At 41.9% G+C, this 23912-nt stretch carries 22 protein-coding genes and 1 tRNA gene; 18 read left to right on the top strand and 5 right to left on the bottom strand.

The window, feature by feature from the left end:
• Positions 1-104: 104 nt before the first annotated feature.
• A tRNA-Pro gene (locus AC13DA_RS13510) sits at positions 105-181 on the top strand.
• A 40-nt stretch (positions 182-221) separates the two neighbouring features.
• Here AC13DA_RS13510 and AC13DA_RS13505 read toward each other — a convergent pair.
• A complete protein-coding gene (locus AC13DA_RS13505; protein ID WP_273181998.1) occupies positions 222-1532 on the bottom strand; it encodes an MFS transporter in 1311 nt (436 codons plus the stop codon).
• Between the two features lie 267 nt (positions 1533-1799).
• Positions 1800-1964: a hypothetical protein gene (locus tag AC13DA_RS13500; RefSeq protein WP_284452115.1), complete on the bottom strand. Its 165-nt coding sequence runs from the start codon at positions 1962-1964 to the stop codon at positions 1800-1802.
• 254 nt (positions 1965-2218) lie between these two features.
• Between AC13DA_RS13500 and AC13DA_RS13495 the strand changes: the two genes are divergently transcribed.
• The 3 genes from AC13DA_RS13495 to AC13DA_RS13485 all read left to right on the top strand — a co-directional run bounded on the left by AC13DA_RS13495 (position 2219) and on the right by AC13DA_RS13485 (position 7873).
• Entirely contained in the window at positions 2219-3262 is a 1044-nt protein-coding gene (locus AC13DA_RS13495) for an NADP(H)-dependent aldo-keto reductase (protein ID WP_284452114.1), read from the top strand.
• 286 nt (positions 3263-3548) lie between these two features.
• Positions 3549-5777, top strand: coding sequence for a response regulator (locus tag AC13DA_RS13490; RefSeq protein WP_284452113.1), 2229 nt, complete (start codon positions 3549-3551; stop codon positions 5775-5777).
• The gene (locus AC13DA_RS13485) at positions 5777-7873 is read left to right on the top strand and encodes a two-component system response regulator (RefSeq protein ID WP_273181993.1); all 2097 of its coding nucleotides are present in this window, start codon (positions 5777-5779) and stop codon (positions 7871-7873) included. The genes AC13DA_RS13490 and AC13DA_RS13485 overlap by 1 nt, the downstream gene beginning before the upstream one ends.
• On the opposite strand, the gene AC13DA_RS13480 is transcribed toward AC13DA_RS13485, so the two are convergent.
• Together AC13DA_RS13480 and AC13DA_RS13475 are read right to left on the bottom strand one after the other, a co-directional pair.
• Positions 7870-8469: a MarR family winged helix-turn-helix transcriptional regulator gene (locus AC13DA_RS13480; RefSeq protein ID WP_007145571.1), complete on the bottom strand. Its 600-nt coding sequence runs from the start codon at positions 8467-8469 to the stop codon at positions 7870-7872. The two genes, AC13DA_RS13485 and AC13DA_RS13480, sit on opposite strands and share 4 nt — an antisense overlap.
• Positions 8462-8899, bottom strand: coding sequence for a chemotaxis protein CheW (locus AC13DA_RS13475; RefSeq protein ID WP_284452112.1), 438 nt, complete (start codon positions 8897-8899; stop codon positions 8462-8464). Before AC13DA_RS13475 ends, AC13DA_RS13480 begins: the two co-directional genes overlap by 8 nt.
• A gap of 194 nt (positions 8900-9093) precedes the next feature.
• Here AC13DA_RS13475 and ectA point away from each other — a divergent pair, with 194 nt between their 5' ends.
• The 6 genes from ectA to AC13DA_RS13445 all read left to right on the top strand — a co-directional run bounded on the left by ectA (position 9094) and on the right by AC13DA_RS13445 (position 15397).
• Entirely contained in the window at positions 9094-9603 is a 510-nt protein-coding gene (gene ectA, locus AC13DA_RS13470) for a diaminobutyrate acetyltransferase (protein ID WP_284452111.1), read from the top strand.
• A 59-nt stretch (positions 9604-9662) separates the two neighbouring features.
• Entirely contained in the window at positions 9663-11000 is a 1338-nt protein-coding gene (ectB, locus tag AC13DA_RS13465; RefSeq protein ID WP_007145568.1) for a diaminobutyrate--2-oxoglutarate transaminase, read from the top strand.
• A gap of 71 nt (positions 11001-11071) precedes the next feature.
• Positions 11072-11476, top strand: coding sequence for an ectoine synthase (locus AC13DA_RS13460; RefSeq protein WP_007145567.1), 405 nt, complete (start codon positions 11072-11074; stop codon positions 11474-11476).
• 134 nt (positions 11477-11610) lie between these two features.
• On the top strand, positions 11611-13053 hold the full coding sequence (locus AC13DA_RS13455) for an aspartate kinase (RefSeq protein ID WP_007145566.1): 1443 nt from the start codon (positions 11611-11613) through the stop codon (positions 13051-13053).
• Positions 13038-13922 carry a TPR end-of-group domain-containing protein gene (locus AC13DA_RS13450; protein WP_284452110.1) on the top strand — a complete coding sequence of 295 codons (885 nt, stop codon included), beginning with the start codon at positions 13038-13040 and terminating at the stop codon, positions 13920-13922. The genes AC13DA_RS13455 and AC13DA_RS13450 overlap by 16 nt, the downstream gene beginning before the upstream one ends.
• Before the next feature lie 38 nt (positions 13923-13960).
• A complete protein-coding gene (locus tag AC13DA_RS13445; protein ID WP_284452109.1) occupies positions 13961-15397 on the top strand; it encodes a sodium/proline symporter in 1437 nt (478 codons plus the stop codon).
• On the opposite strand, the gene AC13DA_RS13440 is transcribed toward AC13DA_RS13445, so the two are convergent.
• Positions 15394-15945, bottom strand: a complete 552-nt coding sequence (locus AC13DA_RS13440; protein ID WP_284452108.1) for a chalcone isomerase family protein — start codon at positions 15943-15945, stop codon at positions 15394-15396. The two genes, AC13DA_RS13445 and AC13DA_RS13440, sit on opposite strands and share 4 nt — an antisense overlap.
• Before the next feature lie 146 nt (positions 15946-16091).
• Between AC13DA_RS13440 and AC13DA_RS13435 the strand changes: the two genes are divergently transcribed.
• The 8 genes from AC13DA_RS13435 to AC13DA_RS13400 are packed head-to-tail and all read left to right on the top strand — an operon-like array spanning position 16092 to position 23909.
• A complete protein-coding gene (locus tag AC13DA_RS13435; protein WP_284452107.1) occupies positions 16092-17009 on the top strand; it encodes an acyl-CoA desaturase in 918 nt (305 codons plus the stop codon).
• Positions 17006-18250, top strand: coding sequence for an NAD(P)/FAD-dependent oxidoreductase (locus AC13DA_RS13430; RefSeq protein ID WP_007145561.1), 1245 nt, complete (start codon positions 17006-17008; stop codon positions 18248-18250). Before AC13DA_RS13435 ends, AC13DA_RS13430 begins: the two co-directional genes overlap by 4 nt.
• A 1-nt stretch (position 18251) precedes the next feature.
• Entirely contained in the window at positions 18252-19049 is a 798-nt protein-coding gene (locus AC13DA_RS13425; protein WP_284452106.1) for a DUF1365 domain-containing protein, read from the top strand.
• Entirely contained in the window at positions 19046-20311 is a 1266-nt protein-coding gene (locus AC13DA_RS13420; protein ID WP_284452105.1) for an SAM-dependent methyltransferase, read from the top strand. Before AC13DA_RS13425 ends, AC13DA_RS13420 begins: the two co-directional genes overlap by 4 nt.
• The gene (locus tag AC13DA_RS13415; protein WP_273181976.1) at positions 20304-20828 is read left to right on the top strand and encodes a DUF2878 domain-containing protein; all 525 of its coding nucleotides are present in this window, start codon (positions 20304-20306) and stop codon (positions 20826-20828) included. The genes AC13DA_RS13420 and AC13DA_RS13415 overlap by 8 nt, the downstream gene beginning before the upstream one ends.
• Entirely contained in the window at positions 20821-21591 is a 771-nt protein-coding gene (locus AC13DA_RS13410) for a DUF1295 domain-containing protein (protein ID WP_007145557.1), read from the top strand. The genes AC13DA_RS13415 and AC13DA_RS13410 overlap by 8 nt, the downstream gene beginning before the upstream one ends.
• On the top strand, positions 21578-22603 hold the full coding sequence (locus tag AC13DA_RS13405) for an SAM-dependent methyltransferase (protein ID WP_284452104.1): 1026 nt from the start codon (positions 21578-21580) through the stop codon (positions 22601-22603). The genes AC13DA_RS13410 and AC13DA_RS13405 overlap by 14 nt, the downstream gene beginning before the upstream one ends.
• Before the next feature lie 7 nt (positions 22604-22610).
• Complete coding sequence (locus AC13DA_RS13400) at positions 22611-23909, top strand: sensor histidine kinase (RefSeq protein ID WP_007145555.1); 1299 nt, start codon at positions 22611-22613, stop codon at positions 23907-23909.
• Positions 23910-23912 lie beyond the last annotated feature (3 nt).

The raw sequence follows: 23912 nt of genomic DNA, 5'->3' as shown, positions 1-23912 counted from the left end.
AAAAAGCGACTGTCCGACCTGTTTTTTCAGGTCGGGCTTTGCTAATATAGCGACCTCGTTAATCAGGCTTACTTCAAGCATCAATAGATTAACAACAATATCGTCGGGGCATGGCGCAGCCTGGTAGCGCACTTGCATGGGGTGCAAGGGGTCGAAGGTTCAAATCCTTCTGTCCCGACCAATTATTTTTTTGTTTATCCAAAGCAACTCAGAGCATCTGATTACGAACCACTTTGCCTTAAGGCATTGATGATGCGATTACGTTCTTCCTCTTCATAAAAACTTGGGTCATCAAATAAGTCTCTTTGCGGTTGATCAAACATCATACTGAGCACTTGCGAGCTGGTTTGAACCATCGGTTCGAAGTGGGCATTATCTCCACTGACAAGATCAACGACGCGACGGCGGCGATAGGCCGTATATCCGGCTAAAATTAATAATACTGTTCCAATATAGAGCGGCAGGCCTTGTGAACCAATAATGGTCATTAATGAACCAGCTATCACCGGGGCAAAAGCGCAGCCTAAACCATGAAGCACCAGCATATCTGAGGAGCCAGAGACAATTTCGTCAGGATGGAGTTGGTCAATAAGCTGAGCGACGGACAGTGGGTAGATGGAAAAAGATAAGCCACCCCAGATAAAAAAGATGGCTAATAAGGCGGTTTGAGAAGGAATCACTGCCATGGATAGAGCAATAATCCCTGCTAATGCCACTACCCATGTAATGACTTTGGGTCTGTCGTGTTTATCTGAATAACGGCCAATAGGGATCTGCAAGGCAGCGCCACCTAGAATAGTTAAACTCATTATCAGTGCGATGCCACTGATATCGTATCCTAGTTCAGTGGCATAAATAGGTGTCATCGCCCAAAAAGCGCCCATTGCCAGACCTGAGAGAGTTGAACCAGCTACCGAGAGTGGTGCGATCTTTAATAAGTTTTTTAGACTACTTTTTGGCCTTTCCGAATTAATCATCGGTTGGTTTCGGCGGGTGAGTGTCAGTGGCAGTATGGCCCAACTAATCAGAATAGACACAATGGCAAATAGCAGAAAATTATCGGGCGTAGCGATATGCAACATTTGCTGTGCAATTGTTAAAGCACCTAAATTGACTACCATATAAAAAGCAAAAATACGTCCACGCTCATGGCTTGCAGCCTGACTGTTTAACCAGCTTTCGATGACAGTCATCAGGGTAATATAAGCAAGCCCATAAAAGAAACGAAGAACAATCCATACCCAAGCATCAATAAAAATAATATGCAAAAGTGTGGCTGAAGCACAGATAGATGCACAGAATGCAAACGTCCTGATGTGCCCCATGCGACGAATCAGTCTGCCACTGACCCAGGTGCCACATACGAACCCAATAAAATAGCTCGACATGATCAGTCCCATGGTGGCGCTTGAAAAGCCTTCATTTGTGCCGCGGAGGGTAAGGAGAGTGCTGATTAATCCATTTCCCAATAGAAGCAAAGCAACGCTCCATAAAATAGATTGAATAGGCTTAAGCAATGCAAGTGATTGCATATTGTTTCCTTTTTTATGCACCTTAATTAATAGTCATTGCACCAAAAATATACTTAAAATCTATTTATTATTGTTTGAAAATATTAAGTGCATGATCTTTAATAGCTTTTATATATAAAAATTATCGATTACAAAGTGATATGAGAATTGATGCAAATCATGAACCGTTATTTTCATATCGTGGATGATGCTAATCTCCTCAATCAATTTCACAGAATTTTCGCATCAAGCTGTTAGTATCAACTTCGAACTATCCTTGTTAACAGTTCAACCACCCTTAGCCAGCTTATTCCCGATAAGCTGGCTTATTTTTTTCATAACTTTACATTCTTTTTCGCAACCAATATTTATCAGGTGTGTCATAACGTTACCTGAGACTATCGTCAATGGTGTAATTTCTACTCCTTGTTTTGAGAAGGCGGTGATGGTCACATCATCGCCTTTTTCTTATTTAGCAGTTCACTAAGTCATTTTCATTCGTTAATTCCAATGGATAGATTCGTTAATACTGCAGTCGTATTTGTACTGACGTTCACTGACCTGTACGTCAGTAATCCTATCTGCGTAAATCTCCTTTTTGGAGTAGGGTGGCTTCTGCCACCCTCTTTTTTTATACCTTGTTAAGTAAACTGAATAGCTGCTGTATGATTGATGCCTTCTAACGATATAAAAAGGCCATGTTTAGCATGCAATACAATACTCTTGGTAATACTGATCTGAGTGTCAGTCGTATTTGTCTGGGAACCATGACGTTTGGCGAGCAAAACACGCAAGCAGAAGGACATCAGCAATTAGATTATGCTGTCAGCCAGGGAATTAACTTTATCGATACCGCAGAGTTATATGCAATCCCTCCTTGTGCAGAAACCTATGGTGTAACAGAAGAGATTATTGGTCATTGGTTACAACAAAGAGGCCGGCGGGATGACATCATTCTTGCCAGTAAAATGGCTGGTCCGGGCGGTGATTGGGTTTCACATATTCGAGGTGGTGGTACCCGGTTTAATGGGACAACAATTGAAACGGCAGTTGATGCAAGTCTTAAAAGGCTCAAGACTGATTATATTGATTTATACCAATTGCATTGGCCTGAAAGAAATACAAACTATTTTGGCCGATTGGGTTATCAGCAGGCGGCTGATGAGCAAAAGCTGACTCCCATTATCGATACGCTGCGTGGTTTGAAAAAACAAGTTCAAGCAGGAAAAATTCGACATATTGGTTTATCCAATGAAACACCATGGGGAATAATGCAATTTATTACTTTGGCTAAATCGATGGACTTACCTCTGGTAGTTAGTGTGCAAAATCCCTACAGCTTATTAAACAGAACGTATGAAATAGGTTGCGCTGAGATTAGTCATCGTGAAAATGTTGGTTTGCTGGCCTATTCACCATTAGGATTTGGTGTACTGACGGGGAAATATCTTGATCAACAACCTGAAAATGCTCGTTTGACACGCTGGCCTAACTATAGCCGTTACAGCAACCCTCAGGCCATTGAGGCAACTCGTCGATATGTAGAGATTGCCCGCCGCTTTCAGCTGGATCCTGCTCAAATGGCATTGGCTTTTGTTAATTCACGACCTTTCTTAACAGCTAATATTATCGGAGCAACTAGTATGGAACAGCTTAGAAATAATATCGCTAGTGAAAAATTGATTTTAACTGAAGAAATACTCTCAGAAATTGAGCTGATTCACCAAAGCATTCCTAATCCTGCACCATAAAATATAAACTTTTTCATTTTTATTAAATATAACCAAGATAGGGACGACAACATATAGAGTGACCTGAGCATACTGACCATAAATTCTATGGTTTTATAACAAGGAGGGGCAATATGAGTTTTTTCGACAATAAGCTTTCTAAAGTTGATTTGCCTTTTTCTGACTTAGTCTTATATTCACTTTTCATCAATTCATTATTATTTACCAGTTTGCCACCTTTTAAATGACGACTGTCTCTATGCTTAGAAAGAGCAGTTTAACTATAAGATACGGCACTATCTTATTGATGTTGACCCTGCTTTTGATCGCTGTCGTTTTTCAATACAAATCACTCATTGATAAAGCAAACCAACAACAGCTTGAGCAGCTTGCTCAAGCTATATCAGCTAGTATAACCGTGGCAGATAAACCGGTTTCGACAGCTGAGCAAGGTGGTTCCTTGTCATGGTTGCGAGCTTACCCCTATATCAAACAGTCCATCATTTTTGATAAAAATGGAACGGGTATTTTTCGTTATCAAAATCTTAATACATCGGTTACAAACACCTTCATCAAACAAAGGCTCCAAAATGGAGTAGTCAGTGAAAAGCAGATTTATTCAGACTCTGATGTTATTCATTTTCTATACCCACTAGTAGAAAACGGAAGTGCTTTGGCAAGTGTCTACCTTTCAGTCGATAAGTATTTGTTTGACGCACCATTCAAAAGATTATTCGATTGGTCCTGTATCGCCATTCTTGTCCTTTTTGTTTGTATTGTGGCGTTAGTCTGGTTATTCATAACGCACTATCTCTTGCCAATAAACAGTTTGAGCCTCCAAGTGTCGGGAGAGTCTGATAGCTCAGAGACCAGTATTGGACATATGCTTGAAAGACTAAGGCAAAACTTCGTCAAACTCAGCTCCGATAAGCAGGATCTGACAGAACAAAAACAGCAATTAGAATTACGGTTGGCGGAGCAACAAAAGTTATTAACTGATGCCATTAACAGGCTTGAATACGATGGAGATGCTAAGTGCGGAATGATTAATGTTATCAGCCGGGAGCTGAAAATATCTTTGTCTCAAGTGATTAGTCATATTGAGCTGTTAAAGGTATATGTGACAGAGGCTAAGGCTCATGAAACAGTGAGTCTGATAAATGACTCAACGCATCACTTATTAGAGGTGATAAACCAGTTACAAGATTATGTGAAACTGAGTGAAAAGCAATGGACTCTTGATGTTAAACAGGTTGATTTATATCGATTTCTTAAGTCTGTAGTTGAGGCCAATTATGCCAAAGCAAATCAGAAAAAAAATACATTATTTTTAAATATGAAATGTTCTGGCATGGAAGTGATGCTCGACCCACATATGCTCAGAAACGTGCTAAATAATTTGATTGATAATGCAATAAAGTTTTCTAAGCAGGGGAATATTGAACTTTCTGTCAGCGAATTTTCAAGGGATAAACAGCATTTTTTAACCTTAACAGTGAAAGATTCTGCTGGAGCTATTAATGAGAATGATAAGGAACGTATTTTTGAGCCATTTCAGCAATTCCCGTTGCATGATCAGCAATACTCAGGGCTCGGTTTAGGCTTAACTATTTATGCTCATCTCGTTGAGTTGATGAATGGTGAATATGGAGTGAACTCTTCCACGCAAGGGAACAGTTTTTGGTTCACGATTCCTGTTGATATTATCTCTGTGACTAATACGTCGCCTGAGGCAAGAGTTCAAATCAACCCACGCGGTGATGATAAAAAAACTAATCATGTACTTGTTGCAGAGGATAATGAAGTCAATCAATCTGTTGCTTTGGGCTTGTTAGAAAAACTGGGTTGTACAGTAACGTTGGTAGCTAATGGTGAAGAGGCAATAGCATCATGCGGTGAGCAGGCATATGACATGATATTTATGGACTATCACATGCCTCTGATGAATGGTGTGACGGCCACAGAGCATCTAAGAAAGTTTTTACATATTACAACACCCATCGTGGCGTTAACTGCTGATGCGAATGAACAAGTTAGGCTTGATTTTTATACAGCTGGTGCTGATGATATTTTAATTAAACCTATTGAATTGAACAAATTGATTGATTTAGTCAATCGATTTCTAGGAAAAACAATTGAGCCAGTTTCACAGGCTCATAGCTACAGAGAAGTGAGTGAGGTGAAACCTATACTTAATAAGAAGATTGTTGATGACATAATTACGATGGCTGGTGAGAATGGTGAACAGGTCGTACAACAAATATTCCAGGTTTATATGCAACATACACCTGATTTGATAAAAGCCATCAAACAGGCGTTTATTGAAAAAAATGCACAGCAAGTATTTAAATCTGCACATGCACTTAAATCCAGTTCGCTGAATATCGGTGCCACAGCTATCGCTGAGTTGGCAAGAGAGATAGAAAAATCAGGGCGAGAAAATAATCTTGACCAAATTGCTATATATATAGATAAACTAGATACTTATTATGATGAACTGACTTCACTATTAAATGGACAATGGCGGAGGATTTGATGGCAAATACCATCAAAAAGCAAGTGGTCTTGATTGTTGATGACGATCCCGTCACACGGATGTTAATGACTCAATCATTAACATCGACGGAATTAGAGATTGTTGAGGCTGCCTCTGGTGAAGATGCTATAGTCCAGTTCTCACTCCACAAGCCTGATATCACATTACTTGATGTTTCCATGCCGGGCATGAACGGTTTTGAATGTTGTGCCAGACTGCGAGCTTTACCTAAAGGTGCAGAATGCGCCATTGTGATGGTCACGGCACTTGATGATGTTGAAGATATTGAACAAGCATTTGAATCCGGTGCGACAGACTTCATCACCAAGCCGCTCAAGTGGCCGCTTTTCAGGCACAGAGTCCGTTATATCTTGAAAGCTAACAGGACTTTACAAGAGTTAAGTCTTAATAAAAATAAATTAGCTAAGGCCCAATCTATTGCAAATCTGGTCTACTGGGAATGGGATTTTGAGTCCGAGTTTCTTGAGTGCTCCTCCGATATGTTTGCTATGTTGGGTTTTTCCAAGGAAATTAATCTCACCGTACGATCTGCTCTGAAAAAAGTGCACCCGGAAGACCGGACAAAATTAATTATAGCCCTCAAGCAAGCCGTGTATGAAAAACAGTCATACGATATCGAATACCGGATCATCCGTTCTGACGGCAGTGTTTTGTTTGTGAATGAGCGAACAGATATTAGCTTTGAATATGGGCAGTGGCGAATTGTTGGTACTTTGCACGACATCACATCAAGAAAACAGTCAGAGCAAGAAATTACCTATTATGCCTACTACGATACGCTGACCGATTTACCCAACCGACGTTTATTCATTGAACAATTAGAAACGGCCATTGCCAGTGCAAAACGTCATCAGGCGCAATTTGCTTTGATGTTTCTTGATTTGGACAGGTTTAAATATATTAACGATACCTATGGACACCATATCGGTGATGAAGTCTTATGTCAGTCAGCCCAGCGGATACGTGAATGTGTGAGAGATTCGGATCTGGTGGCCAAAGCCAATTATGATACTGATAATCGGGTTGCTCGCCTGGCGGGTGATGAATTTACCGTTTTACTTGATGATATAAGTAAAGTTGAGCAGGTAGCTGAAATTGCTAACCGCCTCATTGGTGCTTTCTCAGCTCCTTTTTTTATTAGTGAGAAACACCTACATATTTCGATAAGCGTTGGCATTACCCTTTATCCTGATGATGGCCATAATGTACAGACCCTATTGCAACATGCTGATGTAGCGATGTATCACGCAAAAGAAAAGGGTAGAAATAATTACCAGTTCTTTTCTGAGAGCATGAATAATTATCTCAAACTGCGTTTAGAAATGGAGAATGATTTACGGACAGCATTGTCTGAACAGCAGTTTGAAGTTTATTATCAACCTCAATATGATGCTGAAAGCATGGCTATTGTTGGTCTTGAAGCATTGTTGCGTTGGCGACATCCTACGAAGGGATTATTAACGCCAAACTATTTTATTGAAATTGCTGAATCAACAGGTTTGATACTGGGGATTGGGGATTGGGTGTTGATGCAGGCTTGTCGTCAGGTGAGACAATGGCAAAAAGAGTCGGGTTGTGCGTATCGGGTAGCTGTTAATTTATCTGCGTCACAATTCACCCAATCTTACCTGTTGGATACCGTAAGAAAAACGTTAGATGAAACTGGTTTACCCCCAGAGACGCTCGAGTTGGAAATCACAGAAACGGCGATGTTAAAAGATACTGCAGAGACGATTCCGCTGCTTTTCTCATTAAAAAAACTTGGCGTACGTCTGGCGATAGATGATTTTGGTACGGGATATTCTTCATTGAGTTACTTAAAGAATTTTCCTATTGATACCCTAAAAATTGATCGCACATTTGTGGAAGAAATCGTGACCAATAGTAAAGATTGTGCAATAGCACAAACGATTGTCCAATTGGCCGATAATTTACAGCTTTGCACCATTGCAGAAGGTGTTGAGACAAGTGAGCAGGCCGACATATTAAGAAAGTTAGGCTGTGCCGAGTTTCAGGGATTTTATTTTAGTCATCCACTGCCGGTCCCTCAGCTCAGCTTATTGCTCGAGCATTAGCTCTTGTCTTTTTCTTCCAGAAAAGGCGTATGGGTATCGATTAAGTCATCATGTCTGTCTAACAAACCAATATCTAATACTGGTGAGGCATCTATATGCTGGGCATCCATCATTTGAGCCACACGCTTAAGCGCAGAAATAATCATGGTCTGCTCCCACTCCTGTAAATCGCCAAATTGACGGGTAAATTGCTCTTGCAGTGGGATTGGTGCTTTTTTCAGAATTTCCAGGGCTTTATCTGTTAGGTGTACATGAACTTTGCGTTTATCCGACTCAGAACGCATACGATAAACAAGTTCACGTTTTTCCAGGCGATCAACAATCGTCGTCACCGTTGCCTGACTCAAGCTCATTTCATTAGCAAGCTCACCAATTGTAATTTGACCTTTATCCCTGAGACTTTGTAACAATAAAATCTGTGGAGAAGTCAGGCTGGTTGTCTTTGCAAGATATTTAGAGTGCAAATCAGTTGCACGGATAACTCGTCGTAATGCAATCAATACTTCTTCAATTTGGTTCAACAGGTGATCCTTCTGTTCATCAGTCAGATCAAGATTATAAACTGCATCTAAATTTAAACCGATAGTTTTACTCATAATTTTCCATTTGATTAAAACAACGCTCAAAATCGGCCAATATAATTAGCTGTTGTTTATGTTTTAAGGTGGCATAGATAGGGCTCAATGTATTTTTTTGTTCTACTGGCACCAAATTCTGTAAATCCAGTAATGTAATTTTCACGACTTCATCAACGCTAATACCCACCAAGCCATTTTTTGACTCAATAATAACGATGTGGCGATGCTGATCTGTCTCATCAATTCCTAATAATTTCCTACTACTCACAATGGTGACTATCTCGCCTCTTATGTTCAGTACTCCTTCTATATAGGAAGGGGCACCGGGTACAGGGACCGCTGCCATATAGTCATGAACTTCTCTTATCTTATTTACAGGGTGTGCATAAGTCTCATCTTCAATAAGGAAGCATAGCCATTGTTTGTTGTCATGTAACTGTAATGTCATCTATTGAATATACGTTATTAATCTCGGGCTGGACAATATATTTATTTAGTGTACTATATATATTAAATCATTAACAGCCTGTATAGTTTTATTCAAATTACTGTTTATTATGCCTTATATAGTTTTTTCGTAGAATTTACAGGTTTTTTGCAACTTATAATTGATAGAGATATAAACAATAGAGCTATTTATAAATGAATAATGATAATCATGAAAAAGCTTCAATTACTTTAAGAGAGCCCACAGCAGAAGATGGTGCATCCGTCTTTGATTTAATATCTGCCTGTCCTCCTCTTGATACCAATTCCATGTACTGCAATTTGTTACAAAGCAGTCATTTTTCTCAGACGTCAGTAGCAGCAGAAATGGACGCAAACCTTGTGGGTTTCATTTCTGGCTATGTATTACCGAAAAAGCCAGACACCTTATTTATCTGGCAAGTCGCGGTAGGAGAGAAAGCAAGGGGGCAAGGACTCGCAAGTCGAATGCTTCGTCATATCCTGGAACGGGATATCTGCAAAGACGTGAAATATATCGAAACAACCATCACCCCTGATAATCGTGCATCTTGGGCCTTGTTCGAGAGTCTAGCGAATAAATTAAACACACAGCTAAACCGTTCGGTGATGTTTGATCGCCAACAACATTTTGCTGGCCAACATGAAACGGAAATGTTGGTCAAAGTCGGTCCGTTTAAGCTGTAAGCCATTATTTCTACACGCTGGGACACGAATAAAAAAATACTACTAGGAGAAAAAAACCTATGAAAATCTTTGATGAAATTGAATCAGAAGTTCGTTCTTATGCTCGATCTTTTCCGCGCATGTTTAACCGTGCCAAAGATGAGTTTATCTATGATGAAGAAGGGAACGCTTACCTAGACTTTTTAGCTGGGGCTGGTTCATTGAATTATGGTCACAATAATGATCTGTTCAAAGAAAAACTGCTCGAATACATTGAAAACGATGGTATTACCCAAGGTCTTGATCTCCATACCCGTGCGAAAGGCGAGTTTTTAGAGAGTTTCAATAACAATATATTAAAACCACGTGACTTAGACTATATCGTGATGTTTACTGGCCCAACAGGCACAAATGCCGTTGAAGCCGCATTAAAAACGGCACGTAAATACACCGGCAGAGAAAATATCATTTCGTTCACTAACGGCTGGCATGGCCAGACATTAGGTTCACTGGCGATTACTGGTAATGGACATCATCGTGGTGGTGCAGGTGTGAGCCTGAGTGGTGCAACACGTATGCCTTATGATGGTTATATGGGCGATGATGTTGATACGACCAACTATCTCGATAAAGTCCTTTCAGATTCAAGTAGTGGTGTAGACAAACCTGCCGCTGTGATTGTGGAAACAGTTCAGGGTGAGGGGGGTATTAACGCTTGCTCAACAACTTGGTTAAAAAGCCTGTCAGACATCTGTAAAAAACATGATGTATTGCTGATTATTGATGATATTCAGGCGGGGTGTGGTCGTACAGGTACCTTCTTCAGTTTTGAAGAAGCCGGTATCTACCCTGATATCGTCACGGTATCAAAATCATTAAGTGGTTACGGTCTGCCGTTCGCTATCGTGTTGATGAAGCCGGAGTTAGATCAATGGAAACCAGGCGAACATAACGGTACGTTCCGTGGTAACAATCCTGCCTTTATTACTGCTAAAGCGGCGCTGGATAACTATTGGAAAGACGACACTTTTGCTAAAGAAGTACAGGCAAAAGGGGACTACATCGCCAAACGCGTTGACAAGATTGTTGAGCTATACGGTGAGGGTAACTTTAACTCGCATGGTCGTGGCATGTTCCGAGGAATTAATTGTGTTAGTGGTGAACTTGCAGGAAAAATCACGCATAACGCTTTCCAGAAAGGTTTGATCATTGAGACAAGCGGTACCGATGATCATGTGGTCAAATTTTTATGTCCACTCACCATCACACAAGAAAACCTGGAAAAGGGTATCGATATTCTTGAGCAATCTATCAAAGAAGTTTGTGCCAAGGCTGACAATATCCCAGAAGAAAAAGATTACTTCGAAGGTGATTACTCAGTCAGTGAAGAAGTCGAGAAAATGTCTCGTCAGTCTTAATTGCTTATAAGAAAACGGGTGGTTCGCCACCCGTTTCTATTCCAAATAATAATCAAATAAGAGGAAATGAAATGCTTGTTAGACAACTTCAGGAAGCAGAAAAAACAGACCGTAAAATTGTGGATCCTAATGGTAATTGGGACAGCACCCGTCTGTTATTAAAAGATGACAATATGGGATTCTCTTTCCATATCACCACCATCTATGAAGGTGCTGATTTCAGAATGCATTATCAGAATCATCTGGAGTCTGTGTATTGCATCAGTGGTGAAGGTGAAGTTGAAACATTGGATGATGGGAAAAAATATGCCATCACACCAGGTACCTTATATAACCTCGATAAACACGATAAACATATGCTACGTGCGTTTAAAGAGATGAAGCTGGCATGTGTGTTTAACCCACCACTTCATGGCACGGAAGTTCATAACAAAGATGGTGCTTATGAACTAGAAGCAGACACCATTAGTGACTAATTTGCTCAGGCATCGATCAGAACGTGATCGATGCCTTACCTCGGGCTATAACAGTCAATAAACATCTTGTTCACTGCCTGCTTTGACAGTGAACAAGATAGCTAATCCAAAAAGGATGAAATAGAGAGAATACAATGAGTTTTCATACGGTAGAAAAAATCGGCGGCACTTCTATGAGCGACTATGTTGCGGTGCGCGATAACATTATTCTGAAACCGGTTCATCACGACTCGCTCTACAATCGTATATTTGTTGTTTCAGCTTATGGCGGTATTACCGACTTGTTGCTGGAGCATAAAAAAACCGGGCAACCCGGTGTGTTCGGTTTATTTGCAAACGGAATACATGATGATAGCTGGAAACAAGCTTTAGCAGATTTAAAGCAAAAGATTTTCACTATCAATGAAAGTTTTTATAAAAAACCTGACAATCTTGAACGTGCTAATCAGTTCATAGGTGAACGTCTTGATGATGCTGAACGCTGTTTGGCTGATCTACAAAGACTTTGCCAGCATGGCCACTTTGAGCTGGATATGCATCTTGAAACCGTGAGGGAAATGCTCGCCAGTATTGGTGAAGCTCACAGTGCATGGAACATGACGCAGTTGCTTCAGCGTGATGGTATTGATGCTATTTTTGTTGATTTAACCGGCTGGCAAACAGACAAGCACTTACCTTTAGACGAACGTATCAAAATCGCTTTTCAGGATATCGACCTCAAAAAGCAATTGCCTATCGTCACCGGTTATGCACATAGCGATGATGGTCTAATGTCAACATTTGACCGTGGTTACAGTGAAATGAGCTTCAGTCGTATTGCTGTTCTAACCAACGCTAGTGAAGCCATCATTCACAAAGAATTTCATCTCAGCAGTGCTGATCCCCGATTAGTGGGTGAAGATAATGCCGTACCTATTGGCCGAACAAATTACGATGTTGCGGATCAATTAGCTAATCTAGGTATGGAAGCCATTCATCCTAAGGCGGCTAAAGGCTTACGCAGAAATGAGATTGCTCTACGTGTACGCAATACTTTTGAACCTGAACATGCCGGCACATTAATTACGGGTGACTATATCAGTGCAACCCCCTGTGTTGAGATCATTGCCGGTTGCAAAGGGGTCTATGCGTTTGAACTCTTTGATCAAGATATGGCGGGTAATATTGACGTTTATGATCGTGAAATTCTGACGATGATAGACAGATTTAAAGCACATATCATCTCTAAAGATATCAACGCCAACACAATTACCCACTATCTCTCTGCCAATCTCAAAACAATAAAACGTATCCGTAATGCCTTACAAGAACGTTTTGTTGATGCTGAAATTAATCAACAAAAAGTGGCGATTGTGTCTGCCATCGGCAGTGATATGAAGATCCCAGGTATTTTGGCAAAAACCGTTGGTGCACTTGCAAAAGAAAACATCAGTGTTTTAGCCATGCATCAGTCCATGCGTCAGGTTGATATGCAGTTTATTATCAATGAAGATGACTATGACGATGCCATCAAGAGCCTGCACAGTGTGCTGGTAGAAATTCACGATCACGGAAGGGCCATATGTCTCGCTTCTTAACGATTAGTTTGTTTATTGCTCTGTTGTTACCTGTTCAGCTGTTTGCGGCTGAACAGATTCCTTCTGAACAGCAGATGCGAGAGTCAGTTGATAACCTAAAAGAACCGTTATATACCCCGTTTATAGAACGCTATGTGCTGGATGAGCTAAAACAACTACGCACAGATATGGCTGCTCAGCGGGCAGAAATGATTCAAATGACTGTCGATAAAGAACTGTCAGCCGCGGACAGGGCTGTCGGTTATGCCACCGATACGGTGACCTATTTTTTCTATCTTATTGCTGCAGCATCATCAGTGTTAGTTTTGGTGGGCTGGTCATCTATTCGTGAAATTAAAGAGCGTGTTCATACACTGGCAGACCAAGAAATCAACAGCCTGATCAATGAGTATGAAAAACGTCTTCATGCTATTGAGCAGCAACTCAGTAAAGAAACACAACAGATCGAAGAAAATCGCGAGAAGATTGAGCACACACAAGAAGTGCAGTCGTTATGGTTAAGAGCGGGACAGGAAACCAGTCCAAGTAACAAAATTGCGGTATATGACCAGATCATGGCGATAAGACCCTATGATGTTGAAGCCTTAACGTATAAAGCGGATGCTGTACTGGAGCTTGATGAACCACAGTGGGCGTCCAATCTTTGTCATCAGGCATTGGAGTCTGATCCGGAAAATGGCCATGCCTTTTATCAGTTGGCGTGTGCCAATACCGCCATGAATCAGTTTGATGAGGCTATTCGTTATCTGAAACAAGCTATTCAGTGCAGTGATACCTATCGTGAACAGTGTAAAGATGATCCGGCGCTTGAGCCGTTGAAGTCACATCCAGAACTGGAAGTATTACTAAAAAATACAGTTGAAAGTTAAGCCTCCTAGCGCGGTGGTTTTTGCAAAAGGAGGATGACATGATTTGGAGTTTTTTAGGATTTCTTGCCATTTTTGTGGCTATTGGTGTGAGTTCTGTTTTTTTCAGTCGTGGCACTAAGAAAGATTATTACCTGGCCAGTAGTGACATTCCTCCTAGTCTTGTTGGTTTATCTGCCGTAGCCACAAATAATAGTGGTTATATGTTTATTGGCGTGATTGGTTATACATACGCCACAGGTCTCGCTTCCATCTGGATTATGATTGGCTGGATTTTAGGCGATCTGATCGCCTCTACTTTTGTTCATTCCCGTCTGCGTCGTGCCACCAGTGACAGTGCTGAACCGAGTTATGCCGGTGTATTAAGTAACTGGTATGGACAGAATGATATTGTCCTGCAGCGACTCATTGCGCTGATTTCTCTGGTGTTATTGTTAGCTTATGCTGGTGCTCAACTGGTTGCTGGCAGTAAAGCTTTGCACGTTTTATTTGGCTGGCCTACCTACACCGGCGCGATTATCGGCGCCATTATGGTGACCTTATACTGTTTTGCTGGCGGAATAAGGGCGTCTATCTGGACGGATGCTGCTCAATCGGTGGTGATGATTGTGGCGATGAGTTTAATGTTGTTCATTGCAGTAACCACATTGGGTGGACCTTCAGCCGCGATCGTTGAAATGGATAAGGTCGATGGTTTTCTAAATTTGTTCCCTCAGGATTTAGTGATTCCCGGTTTAACGGGTGGTGTCTTATTTGCCCTGAGTTGGATGTTTGCTGGCTTTTCAGTCATTGGTCAGCCGCATGTGATGATTCGTTTTATGGCTTTGAGTCATGGCAATAAAATGATGAGAGCACGTTTATGGTATTACTCATGGTTTACAGCATTTTATTGTCTTGCTACCGGGGTAGGTATGTTATCTCGTGTTTATCTTGGCGATGCAGGTTCTTTTGATGCCGAGTTGGCTTTACCCAGGATGGCTATGGAATTATTGCCTCCCGCTCTAGTTGGTTTGGTGCTTGCTGGTGTGTTTGCTGCGACAATGTCGACCGCTGATTCACTTGTTTTAAATTGTTCGGCAGCAGTAACCCATGATTTATTGCCACATAACATAGAAAATACCTTGATTCTGAAGTTGAGCACGATTGGGATTGTCACGGTTGCCTTGCTGTGGGCATTAACCAGTTCAGAGAGTGTATTCAGTCTGGTCATTTTTGCCTGGTCTGGTCTGGCGAGTGCATTTGCTCCCTTGCTTATTACTCTATGTATGGGGTTCAGACCGAGTCAACGACTGAGCATTATTGCCATGTTAATTGGTTTGTCTGTGGCTTTATTATGGCGCTATTTTGGTTTGCACAATGCTGTTTACGAAGGCCTGCCGGGCATCATGAGTGGTTTGCTGATATTGGCTGCTGGACTTGTCTGGAAAAAAAAGACAGTGGGGACGACACATAGAGTCGTTTCTGATTCTTCATCTTAGTTAGGTTGATTTGATATGGGCGCAAGCAAGTCCTCTTTCAGATCTGTATCAAAAGGGTCAGCACCAAACCATATCTGATAGTAGGATTCTGCCAGTGTGGATGACGGACTATGGGCGAGTTGGCGGCCGTTTTTAAATAAATACAAACCGTCTTGTGTTTGTCTTATATCGTAACTATCACCTGCATTAACATCTTCATAAGCAGCATTAAACTGTTGTAACTCTGTCTCAATATTTCTATATTCAGCTGCTGTTAGATTACGCTTCAGTAGCGTTTCCGATGCCTCAATAAAATCACTGCTTTTAATGCTACGGTGATAAAGAAAAGAGAGTTGTTTCTCGCCACGAATTTCAGGCAGTTTACTGCAATCAGGACGATATATGGCGGCATCAGCGACATCGATAAATGCCATCACACTAATCGCGGTTTCATGACATTTTTGTAATGATGGCGATGTGTCTACCACTGAATCAGGAAAGCTATTGTTTGCCGATGTCACGCTGGGGAAAAGTATTGCCATAATCATGGAGAATAGTTTGAGCATCATCAGTTTGCTTTCCTGCTCTGTAGAAATGAAACAAGCCTGCATTACAATCTTCACACTGTGAATTTAAGGTGAAACCGCACCAGTACTTGTTTCACATCAAATTCACAGATTGCTCAATACGCTATTTCCATGTTTGAAGGACTGATATGAAATCGCTCAGATACTGGTTTGATAGTAAATACGACAAGGTGAATGCCACGGTCGATAACACGATTGATTGGTTTAGAATCATACCGTTTATCGCACTGCATTTAGCCTGTCTCGCTGTTTTTTGGGTGGGCGTATCACCTGTTGCTCTGATAACCGCTGCCTTGTTGTATTTCATCAGAATGTTTGCCATCACCGCTTTTTATCACCGTTATTTTGCTCACAAGTCATTTAAAACAAGCAGGCCGGTGCAGTTTATCTTTGCGGCGATTGGTGCTTGTTCAACACAACGTGGTCCCATCTGGTGGGCTGCCCATCATCGTCAACATCATCGCCATGCTGATACCGCATCGGATCCGCATTCACCGAATGATGGTTTTTTATGGAGTCATCTCGGCTGGTTTCTGACAAAGCGTTACTTTCAGGCGGACTATCGCCTTGTGAAAGATTTGACGCGTTATCCTGAGTTACGCTGGCTCGACAGGTTTGATATTGCGATGCCAGTCATACTGGCGATAGCCTTATTTGGCTTTGGTGAATGGTTAAACTGGATCAAACCTGAGTGGCAGACCAATGGCTGGCAGATGCTGGTGTGGGGCTATTTCATTTCAACCGTTGTGCTGCTTCATGCAACTTTACTCATCAATTCTCTGGCCCATAAATGGGGTAAACGCCGATATAACACCGAGGATGGTAGCCGAAACAATTTTTGGCTGGCGTTATTAACACTGGGGGAAGGCTGGCATAACAATCATCATTATCATGCGTCATCGGCCAGACAAGGCTTTTATTGGTGGGAAATTGATATCAGCTTCTATTTACTTGTTTTAATGAAAAAACTGGGGCTGATATGGGATATGCGAACCATTTCAGCTGAAAAGCGTGATCACCGAGCTGGGATACAGGTGATTAAATGAAAATTGCGATTGTTGGTGGCGGGATTTCTGGGGTAACAGCCGCATGGTATTTATCTAAACAGCATGATGTTAGCTTGTTTGAAGCTAATGATTACATTGGCGGACATACAGATACCCATCAAATTGATATCGCAGGTAAGACGTGGTCCGTAGACACTGGCTTTATTGTTTTTAATGAATACAACTACCCCAATTTCAGCCAGTTATTACGTGAGTTGGAAGTGGATGCCTTTGACACTGAAATGAGCTTCAGTGTGCATAATGCTGATACCGGCTTGCACTACAATGCCACCAATCTCAATAAATTATTCTGTCAGCGTAAAAACCTCGTCAACCCCAACTTTTATCGCATGATTAGGGATATTGTGAGATTTTATAAACAATCTCCCGATATTCTTAAACAGCCGAATAATACTCAAACGGTTGGGGAGTATTTGAAAAAACATCATTACAGTGATGTTTTTATTCATGACCATCTGATTCCCATGGCCTGTGCATTGTGGTCCGGTCCTTCTGTCAGTCTGCTGGAAATGCCAGTACGGTACCTGATTGCCTTTATGGCTAACCACAAGATGTTATCGCTGACCAGACGTCCACAGTGGCGTGTTGTTGATGGTGGATCAAATCAGTATATAAACCAATTTATTAAAAGGTTTTCTGGGCAGATTCATCACAGTTCAGCCGTTGAAAAAATTCAGCGTATCGATAACGGTGTGGTAGTGACAGTCAACGGTCAAGAACAGTCATTTGATGCTATCGTATTAGCTTGCCACTCCGATCAGGCTTTATCGATTCTGGCCGACTCCAGTTATGACGAGGCCACCGTCTTAGGCAATATTGACTATCAGAAAAACCATATGCAGTTGCATACAGATGAGTCAGTGCTGCCGCCTAATAAAGCGGCCTGGGCAAGCTGGAATGTATATGTGAGCCCGGCGCTACAAGAGAAGTGCACCGTTTCTTATCACATGAATACCCTGCAAAAATTAGAGGCGCCAGTCGAGTTTGTCGTTTCTCTTAACTCTGCAGAGCGTGTTGATCCTGAAAAAGTATTGGTGGAGCGCCATTACGCTCATCCGGTGTATAACGAAAAGACCATGGCTGCACAGCAACGCTGGGCTGATATTTCTGGCCAGCGCCAAACCTACTTTTGTGGCGCTTATTGGGGATGGGGATTCCATGAAGATGGGGTTCGCAGTGCTCTAAACGTTGTGCAGCAAATTAACGGGAAGGCTGAATAAGATGTTTTCCACAGCATTAATGAAAGGAGAAGTCAGCCACACCCGTGTCAGCCCGAAATTTCATCAATTTCGCTATCCCATCGCTATGTTAATGCTCGATGTTGATGAGATTGCTTCCACCTTTGAGGAAAATCGCTGGTGGTCGGTTGAGCGGTTTAATCTAATCAGCTTTAAGCGTAAAGATTATCTTGGCAGGCATTCCGGTGATTTAAAAACTACCGTTGAGTCATTCATTTTTAAACGTACCGGCGAACAATTCTCGGGCAAGGTTTATCTGCTGACACACCCCCGTTACCTCGGTTTTGTCTTTAATCCGGTGAGTTTTTACTTTTGTGTTAATCATCAGGGACAGCTGGAATATGTACTCGCTGATATCAATAACACACCATGGGATGAACGTTATTGTTATGTTTTAAAAGCGGAGAAAAATACGCATTCACAGTCGGTCATTTCTGTATTTGATAAACAATTCCATATCTCGCCTTTTATGCCGATGGATATTCAATATGAATGGCGTTTTTACTGGCGTGACGATACGTTGAGTATCGATATGCATTTGTTTCGACACAATGAAAAACAGTTCACAGCCGACATGACCCTAAAAGCCGAGGCTCTCAGCCAAAAGGCCATGTCACGCTTACCATTAGATTTTCCGATGCAGACCGTCAAAATAGTCTGGCGAATCTACTGGCATGCGCTAAAACTCTGGTTACGCAGAGTACCTTTTTATAGTCATCCACACACATCATCAGAAAATCATCGCGATCGAGATAAAGCCTCTTTGAAGGATAAATCATGACACCACCAATTCATGCAAACCGACAAAATTCTTTGAGAATCAGCCCATTTCATCGTCTCTGTATGCATCTTCTTTGTAAGCAGCTAGCACGTTTTGAAGAAGGATTTTTAGTGATTGAAATGGCTGACCTAAGACTTGAGTTTGGTGACCCAACGGCTGAATTAAAAAGTCATATTTTTGTTAAACATCCGCATTTTTTTGAAGCAGCGGTATTAGGCGGCTCAGTCGGTGTAGCTGAATCTTACATGGATGCCGAATGGCAAACGGATGATTTAACCCGACTAATACGCTTATTTGTCAGAAACCGACATCTGGTGGATGGCATGGAGCAGGGAATAGCCAGACTGGCAGGTTTATTAATGCAAGGCGTGCACTGGCTGAGAAAAAATACTCGTGCTGGCAGCCGCAAAAATATTGCCGCCCATTACGATCTGGGTAACGACCTGTTTGAGTTATTCCTGGATCGTGAGCATATGATGTATTCGTCTGCACTTTATTACGATTCAGCTGAGAGTTTAGAGCAGGCACAAAGTAATAAACTCGCGCGCTTGTGCGATAAGCTGGATTTACAACCTGACGATCATTTATTGGAAATTGGCACAGGCTGGGGCGGATGTGCTGTTTATGCCGCCCTTCATTATGGTTGTCGGGTAACCACCACAACTATTTCTCAGCAACAATACGACTACGCGATTCGTCGTGTGCGTGAATATAACCTGCAAGACAAAGTCACCGTATTACTGGAAGACTATCGGGACTTAGAGGGGCAGTACGACAAGCTTATCTCGATAGAAATGGTTGAGGCTGTAGGCCATCATTTTATTGATGAATTTTTTCAGCGTTGTAGTGATTTGTTAAAAGCCGACGGTATCGCCGTTATACAGGCAATTACACTGGAAGACCACCGTTATCAGCAGGCTGTTAAGTCGGTCGATTTTATTAAGCGATTTATCTTCCCCGGTAGTTTTATTCCTTGTGTCAGTGTCTTGGTGAATTCAGCAGCAAAAGCGGAAATGAAACTCAGCAATTTGGAAGATATCGGTACAAGTTATGCCAAAACTCTGCAGATATGGCGTGAACGTTTCTTCGATAAACTCGATGACGTCAAGGTGATGGGGTACGACGATCGCTTTATAAGAATGTGGGAGTTTTATCTTTGTTACTGCGAAGGTGGTTTTATTGAACGCAGCATCAGTGATGTTCATTTAGTTTTCAGTAAACCAGGAAACCGACAGCCATCGTGGATTCCCGGACGTGGCTAATATCTTTAACTTTATTGCTTTTCAGTTGGTCTGGTTTATCAGTATCTTCTCTGCCGCTGCTGAGAGCAGCCGTTATGCGCTGATAGCAACCGCCCTATTTATTATTATCCAGCTCTGGCTGAGTCCATGGAAAAAAACGGATATCAAGCTGATTTTATTGGGGTTGATAGCAGGGATGCTGTTAGACAGTATCTGGCTGAATACGATGCTAATGAACTATGCCGATAAAACCTTTGTTTATCTTGCTCCCTGGTGGATTGGCTGTTTATGGATCAACTTTATGTTGACCTTGAATCATTCGCTGAGCTGGCTGCAACACAAGCCTGCTTTATTAACATTATTGTGCATTGTCGCAGCTCCTTTATCTTACTATGCTGGCAGTGAAGCTGGTGCCGTCACGCTCAATACGCCATTTCTGGCATTAGCTGTGGTATCGATAAGCTGGGCTATCTGGATTCCTGTTCTAATGCGTTTTGCAAACCATTGGCGAGAAAGAGAGGAGGCAGAACATGCTTGAGCTGAGTCTTTTAATCGCCAGCATCACCATGCTGATAGGCTGGATTTATGAAGGGAAAACTAATAATGCCGGTGTAGTGGATGTGCTCTGGTCGGCACTGATGGTATGTTTGCCCATTATGTATGCCTGGCAGATGGACGGTGACATTGTATTAAGAATTGCCAGTGCAGCATTAATGAGCCTTTGGTATTTGCGCTTATTTGTTCATCTTTCAGCACGTGTTTTTTCAGAACCTGAAGATGGTCGTTATCGCTATCTTCGCGACTATTGGGGGGATAAAACCCACCGCAATCATTTTTTCTTTTTCCAGTTTCAGGCCGTATTAGCATGGGGATTTACCTTACCGATTTGGTGGCTGGCACAGGTTGAGACGTTTCAAATCATTTGGCTTGTGCTTGCCTTTATTTTGGCCATTGGTGCCTGGGTAGGCGTATATATCGCTGATAAACAACTGGCCGAGTTCAGACAAAACCCGGCTAATAAAGGCAAGGTTTGCCAACAAGGTTTGTGGTTTTATTCTCGTCATCCCAATTATTTTTTTGAATGGTGTCACTGGTTCAGTTACCCGGTTATAGCCATCGGCATGGCTGGTGGTGAGTGGTTATGGCTGATGCCCGTGGTGATGTTTGCCTTTTTGTATTTCATTACCGGCATTCCCTATACCGAACAACAAGCTATCAGAAGTCGCGGTGAGGCTTACCGTCAGTATCAACAAACAACCAGTGCATTTATCCCTTGGAGAAAGAAAAATGGGCATGATTGATTTGGCAGAAAAAAAGTGGTTTCCGGATAGCCTGATTCGCATAGGGATACGGCAATTATTGAAACAGCGCTTAAAAGATGAATCTGCCTTTGAACCGGATAAACTCAGTCAGCGTAAACAACACTGTATTGAACAATTAAAACGAAGTCCAATAGCGATAGAAACACAGGCGGCCAATGAACAACACTACGAAGTGCCGGCCGAGTTTTATAAAGAAGTGCTGGGTAAACGCTTTAAGTACAGCGGTTGCTATTGGACCAACAGTTGTCTGACGCTCGATGATGCCGAAGAAGCGATGCTGGATATTTACCTGCAGCGAGCCGAGCTCAAGAATGGACAGCAGATCCTTGAACTGGGCTGTGGCTGGGGATCGTTAACAATTTATATGGCAGAAAAGCTGCCGTTTGCCAAAATTACTGCTGTGTCTAATTCTCACTCACAAAGAAAATATATCGAAAAACAATTACACGAGCGGGGACTAAGTAATGTTCAGGTAATCACCTGTGATGTCAATGAGCTGGAACTGGACCAGCAATACGATCGAGTAGTGTCGGTGGAGATGTTCGAACACATGCGTAATTATCAGCGCTTATTCGATAAGATTGCTCATTGGCTAAAACCGCAAGGTAAGTTATTTGTTCATATTTTCTGTCATCGAGAAGTGGTTTATCCCTTTGAAACGGAAGGGGACGATAATTGGATGGGACGCTATTTTTTTACCGGTGGTTTAATGCCATCTGCTGATACCTTATTGTATTTCCAGTCTGAACTGTCCATAGAGCAGCAGTGGTTGATCAATGGCAGCCACTATCAGAAAACAGCCGAGGCCTGGCTGGAAAATACCGATAAAAATGAGGCCAATGTGTTACGTTTATTCCAGCAAGTCTATGGGGATGAGGCTGATACCTGGTTACAGCGCTGGCGTTTGTTTTTTATGGCATGTGCCGAATTATTTGGCTTTGATAATGGTAATCAGTGGTTAGTGGGGCATTATCTTTTTGTGAAAAAATGAGTAACTGATGGCGAAAAATAAAACCACCCTTCATGCCAAGTTAATCAAAGTCTTCCTGATACAGGTTGCATTAATCAGTCTGGTGACCGTCGGCGGCATCTATGCTGCCAAAGTGATGGTGGAAGGGATGTTGGTTCGCAAAGCCTTAGAGGGCGAAGCTCAGCACTTTTGGGAAATGCGAGAGCAAAACCCCAATTTCTCTCCACCCGATACCATGAATTTAAAGGCTTACCTGAGCACGAATGGCGATTATTCCTCTTTACCTAAAGATTTGATTCACCTGTCACCAGGTTATCAGCGCACAAAAGTGAATCAGGAAACACCAATTGTTTATATAGAAGATAAAGGTAATCAGCGACTTTATCTTATTTTTGATGAAGTGAAAGTCTCTCGTCTGGCCTTATTGTTTGGCATATTGCCACTGGCGGGGGTTTTAGTCGTGTTATATATCCTGGCATGGATAGCTTATCGTCAATCCCATAAAGCCGTATCCCCAATAGTGAAGTTAGCTAAGTCAGTGAGACAAGCCGAAATCAGATATGGCAGTCTCCCTGATTTTGATTTGCAGGAATTGCGTGATATTCCTGATGATGAAGTGTCGAGTTTAGTGGGAGCGCTGGATCAATTTACTCAGCGCCTTGAACTGTTTATTGATAGGGAACGTCATTTTACCCGTGATGCCAGTCATGAATTGAGGACTCCGATTGCTGTTATCCGAAGTGCGATGGAATTACTCGAACGTCGCTATGATGTCGCTAATGATAAAACGATGCGACGGGTATATCGTACTTTGTATGATATGGAATCGTTGATTGAAACCTTACTAATCCTGGCCAGAGAAGAAAAGGCGGTACTGCCGGTTCAGGATGTTGATATTAACTCGATGGCATTGAAACAGCTGGATACGCTTGAGTCTTTATTCAAAGATAAAGCGGTGAGTGTCAGCGTTGATGAACAAGCGAAATTAGTCGTGAAGGCACCTGAATCGGTTGTTTCTATTTTAATGAGTAACTTACTGCGTAATGCCTTTAATTACACTCCCCAAGGAAATATAGTGATAAAAATCTGGGAGCAAGGTTTTTCGATCACCGATAGTGGTGTCGGCATGAGTGAACAACAAGTCAAAAATGTGTTTGAGCCTTTTTATCGGGGAGAGGGGAATAATAACGAGAAGGGCTATGGTTTGGGCATGACCATCGTAAAACGCTTGTGTAATCGCTATGACTGGCATCTTCGCGTTACCAGTGAATTAGGCAAAGGCACGGAAGTGAGTGTGCATTTCCCTAAATCACAGATAGAAATCTAGTCT

The sequence above is a fragment of the Methylophaga sp. F-2 genome, assembly GCF_056859315.1.
Note: the sequence above shows the minus strand (reverse complement) of the source record. Positions and strands in the feature narration are given on the sequence as shown.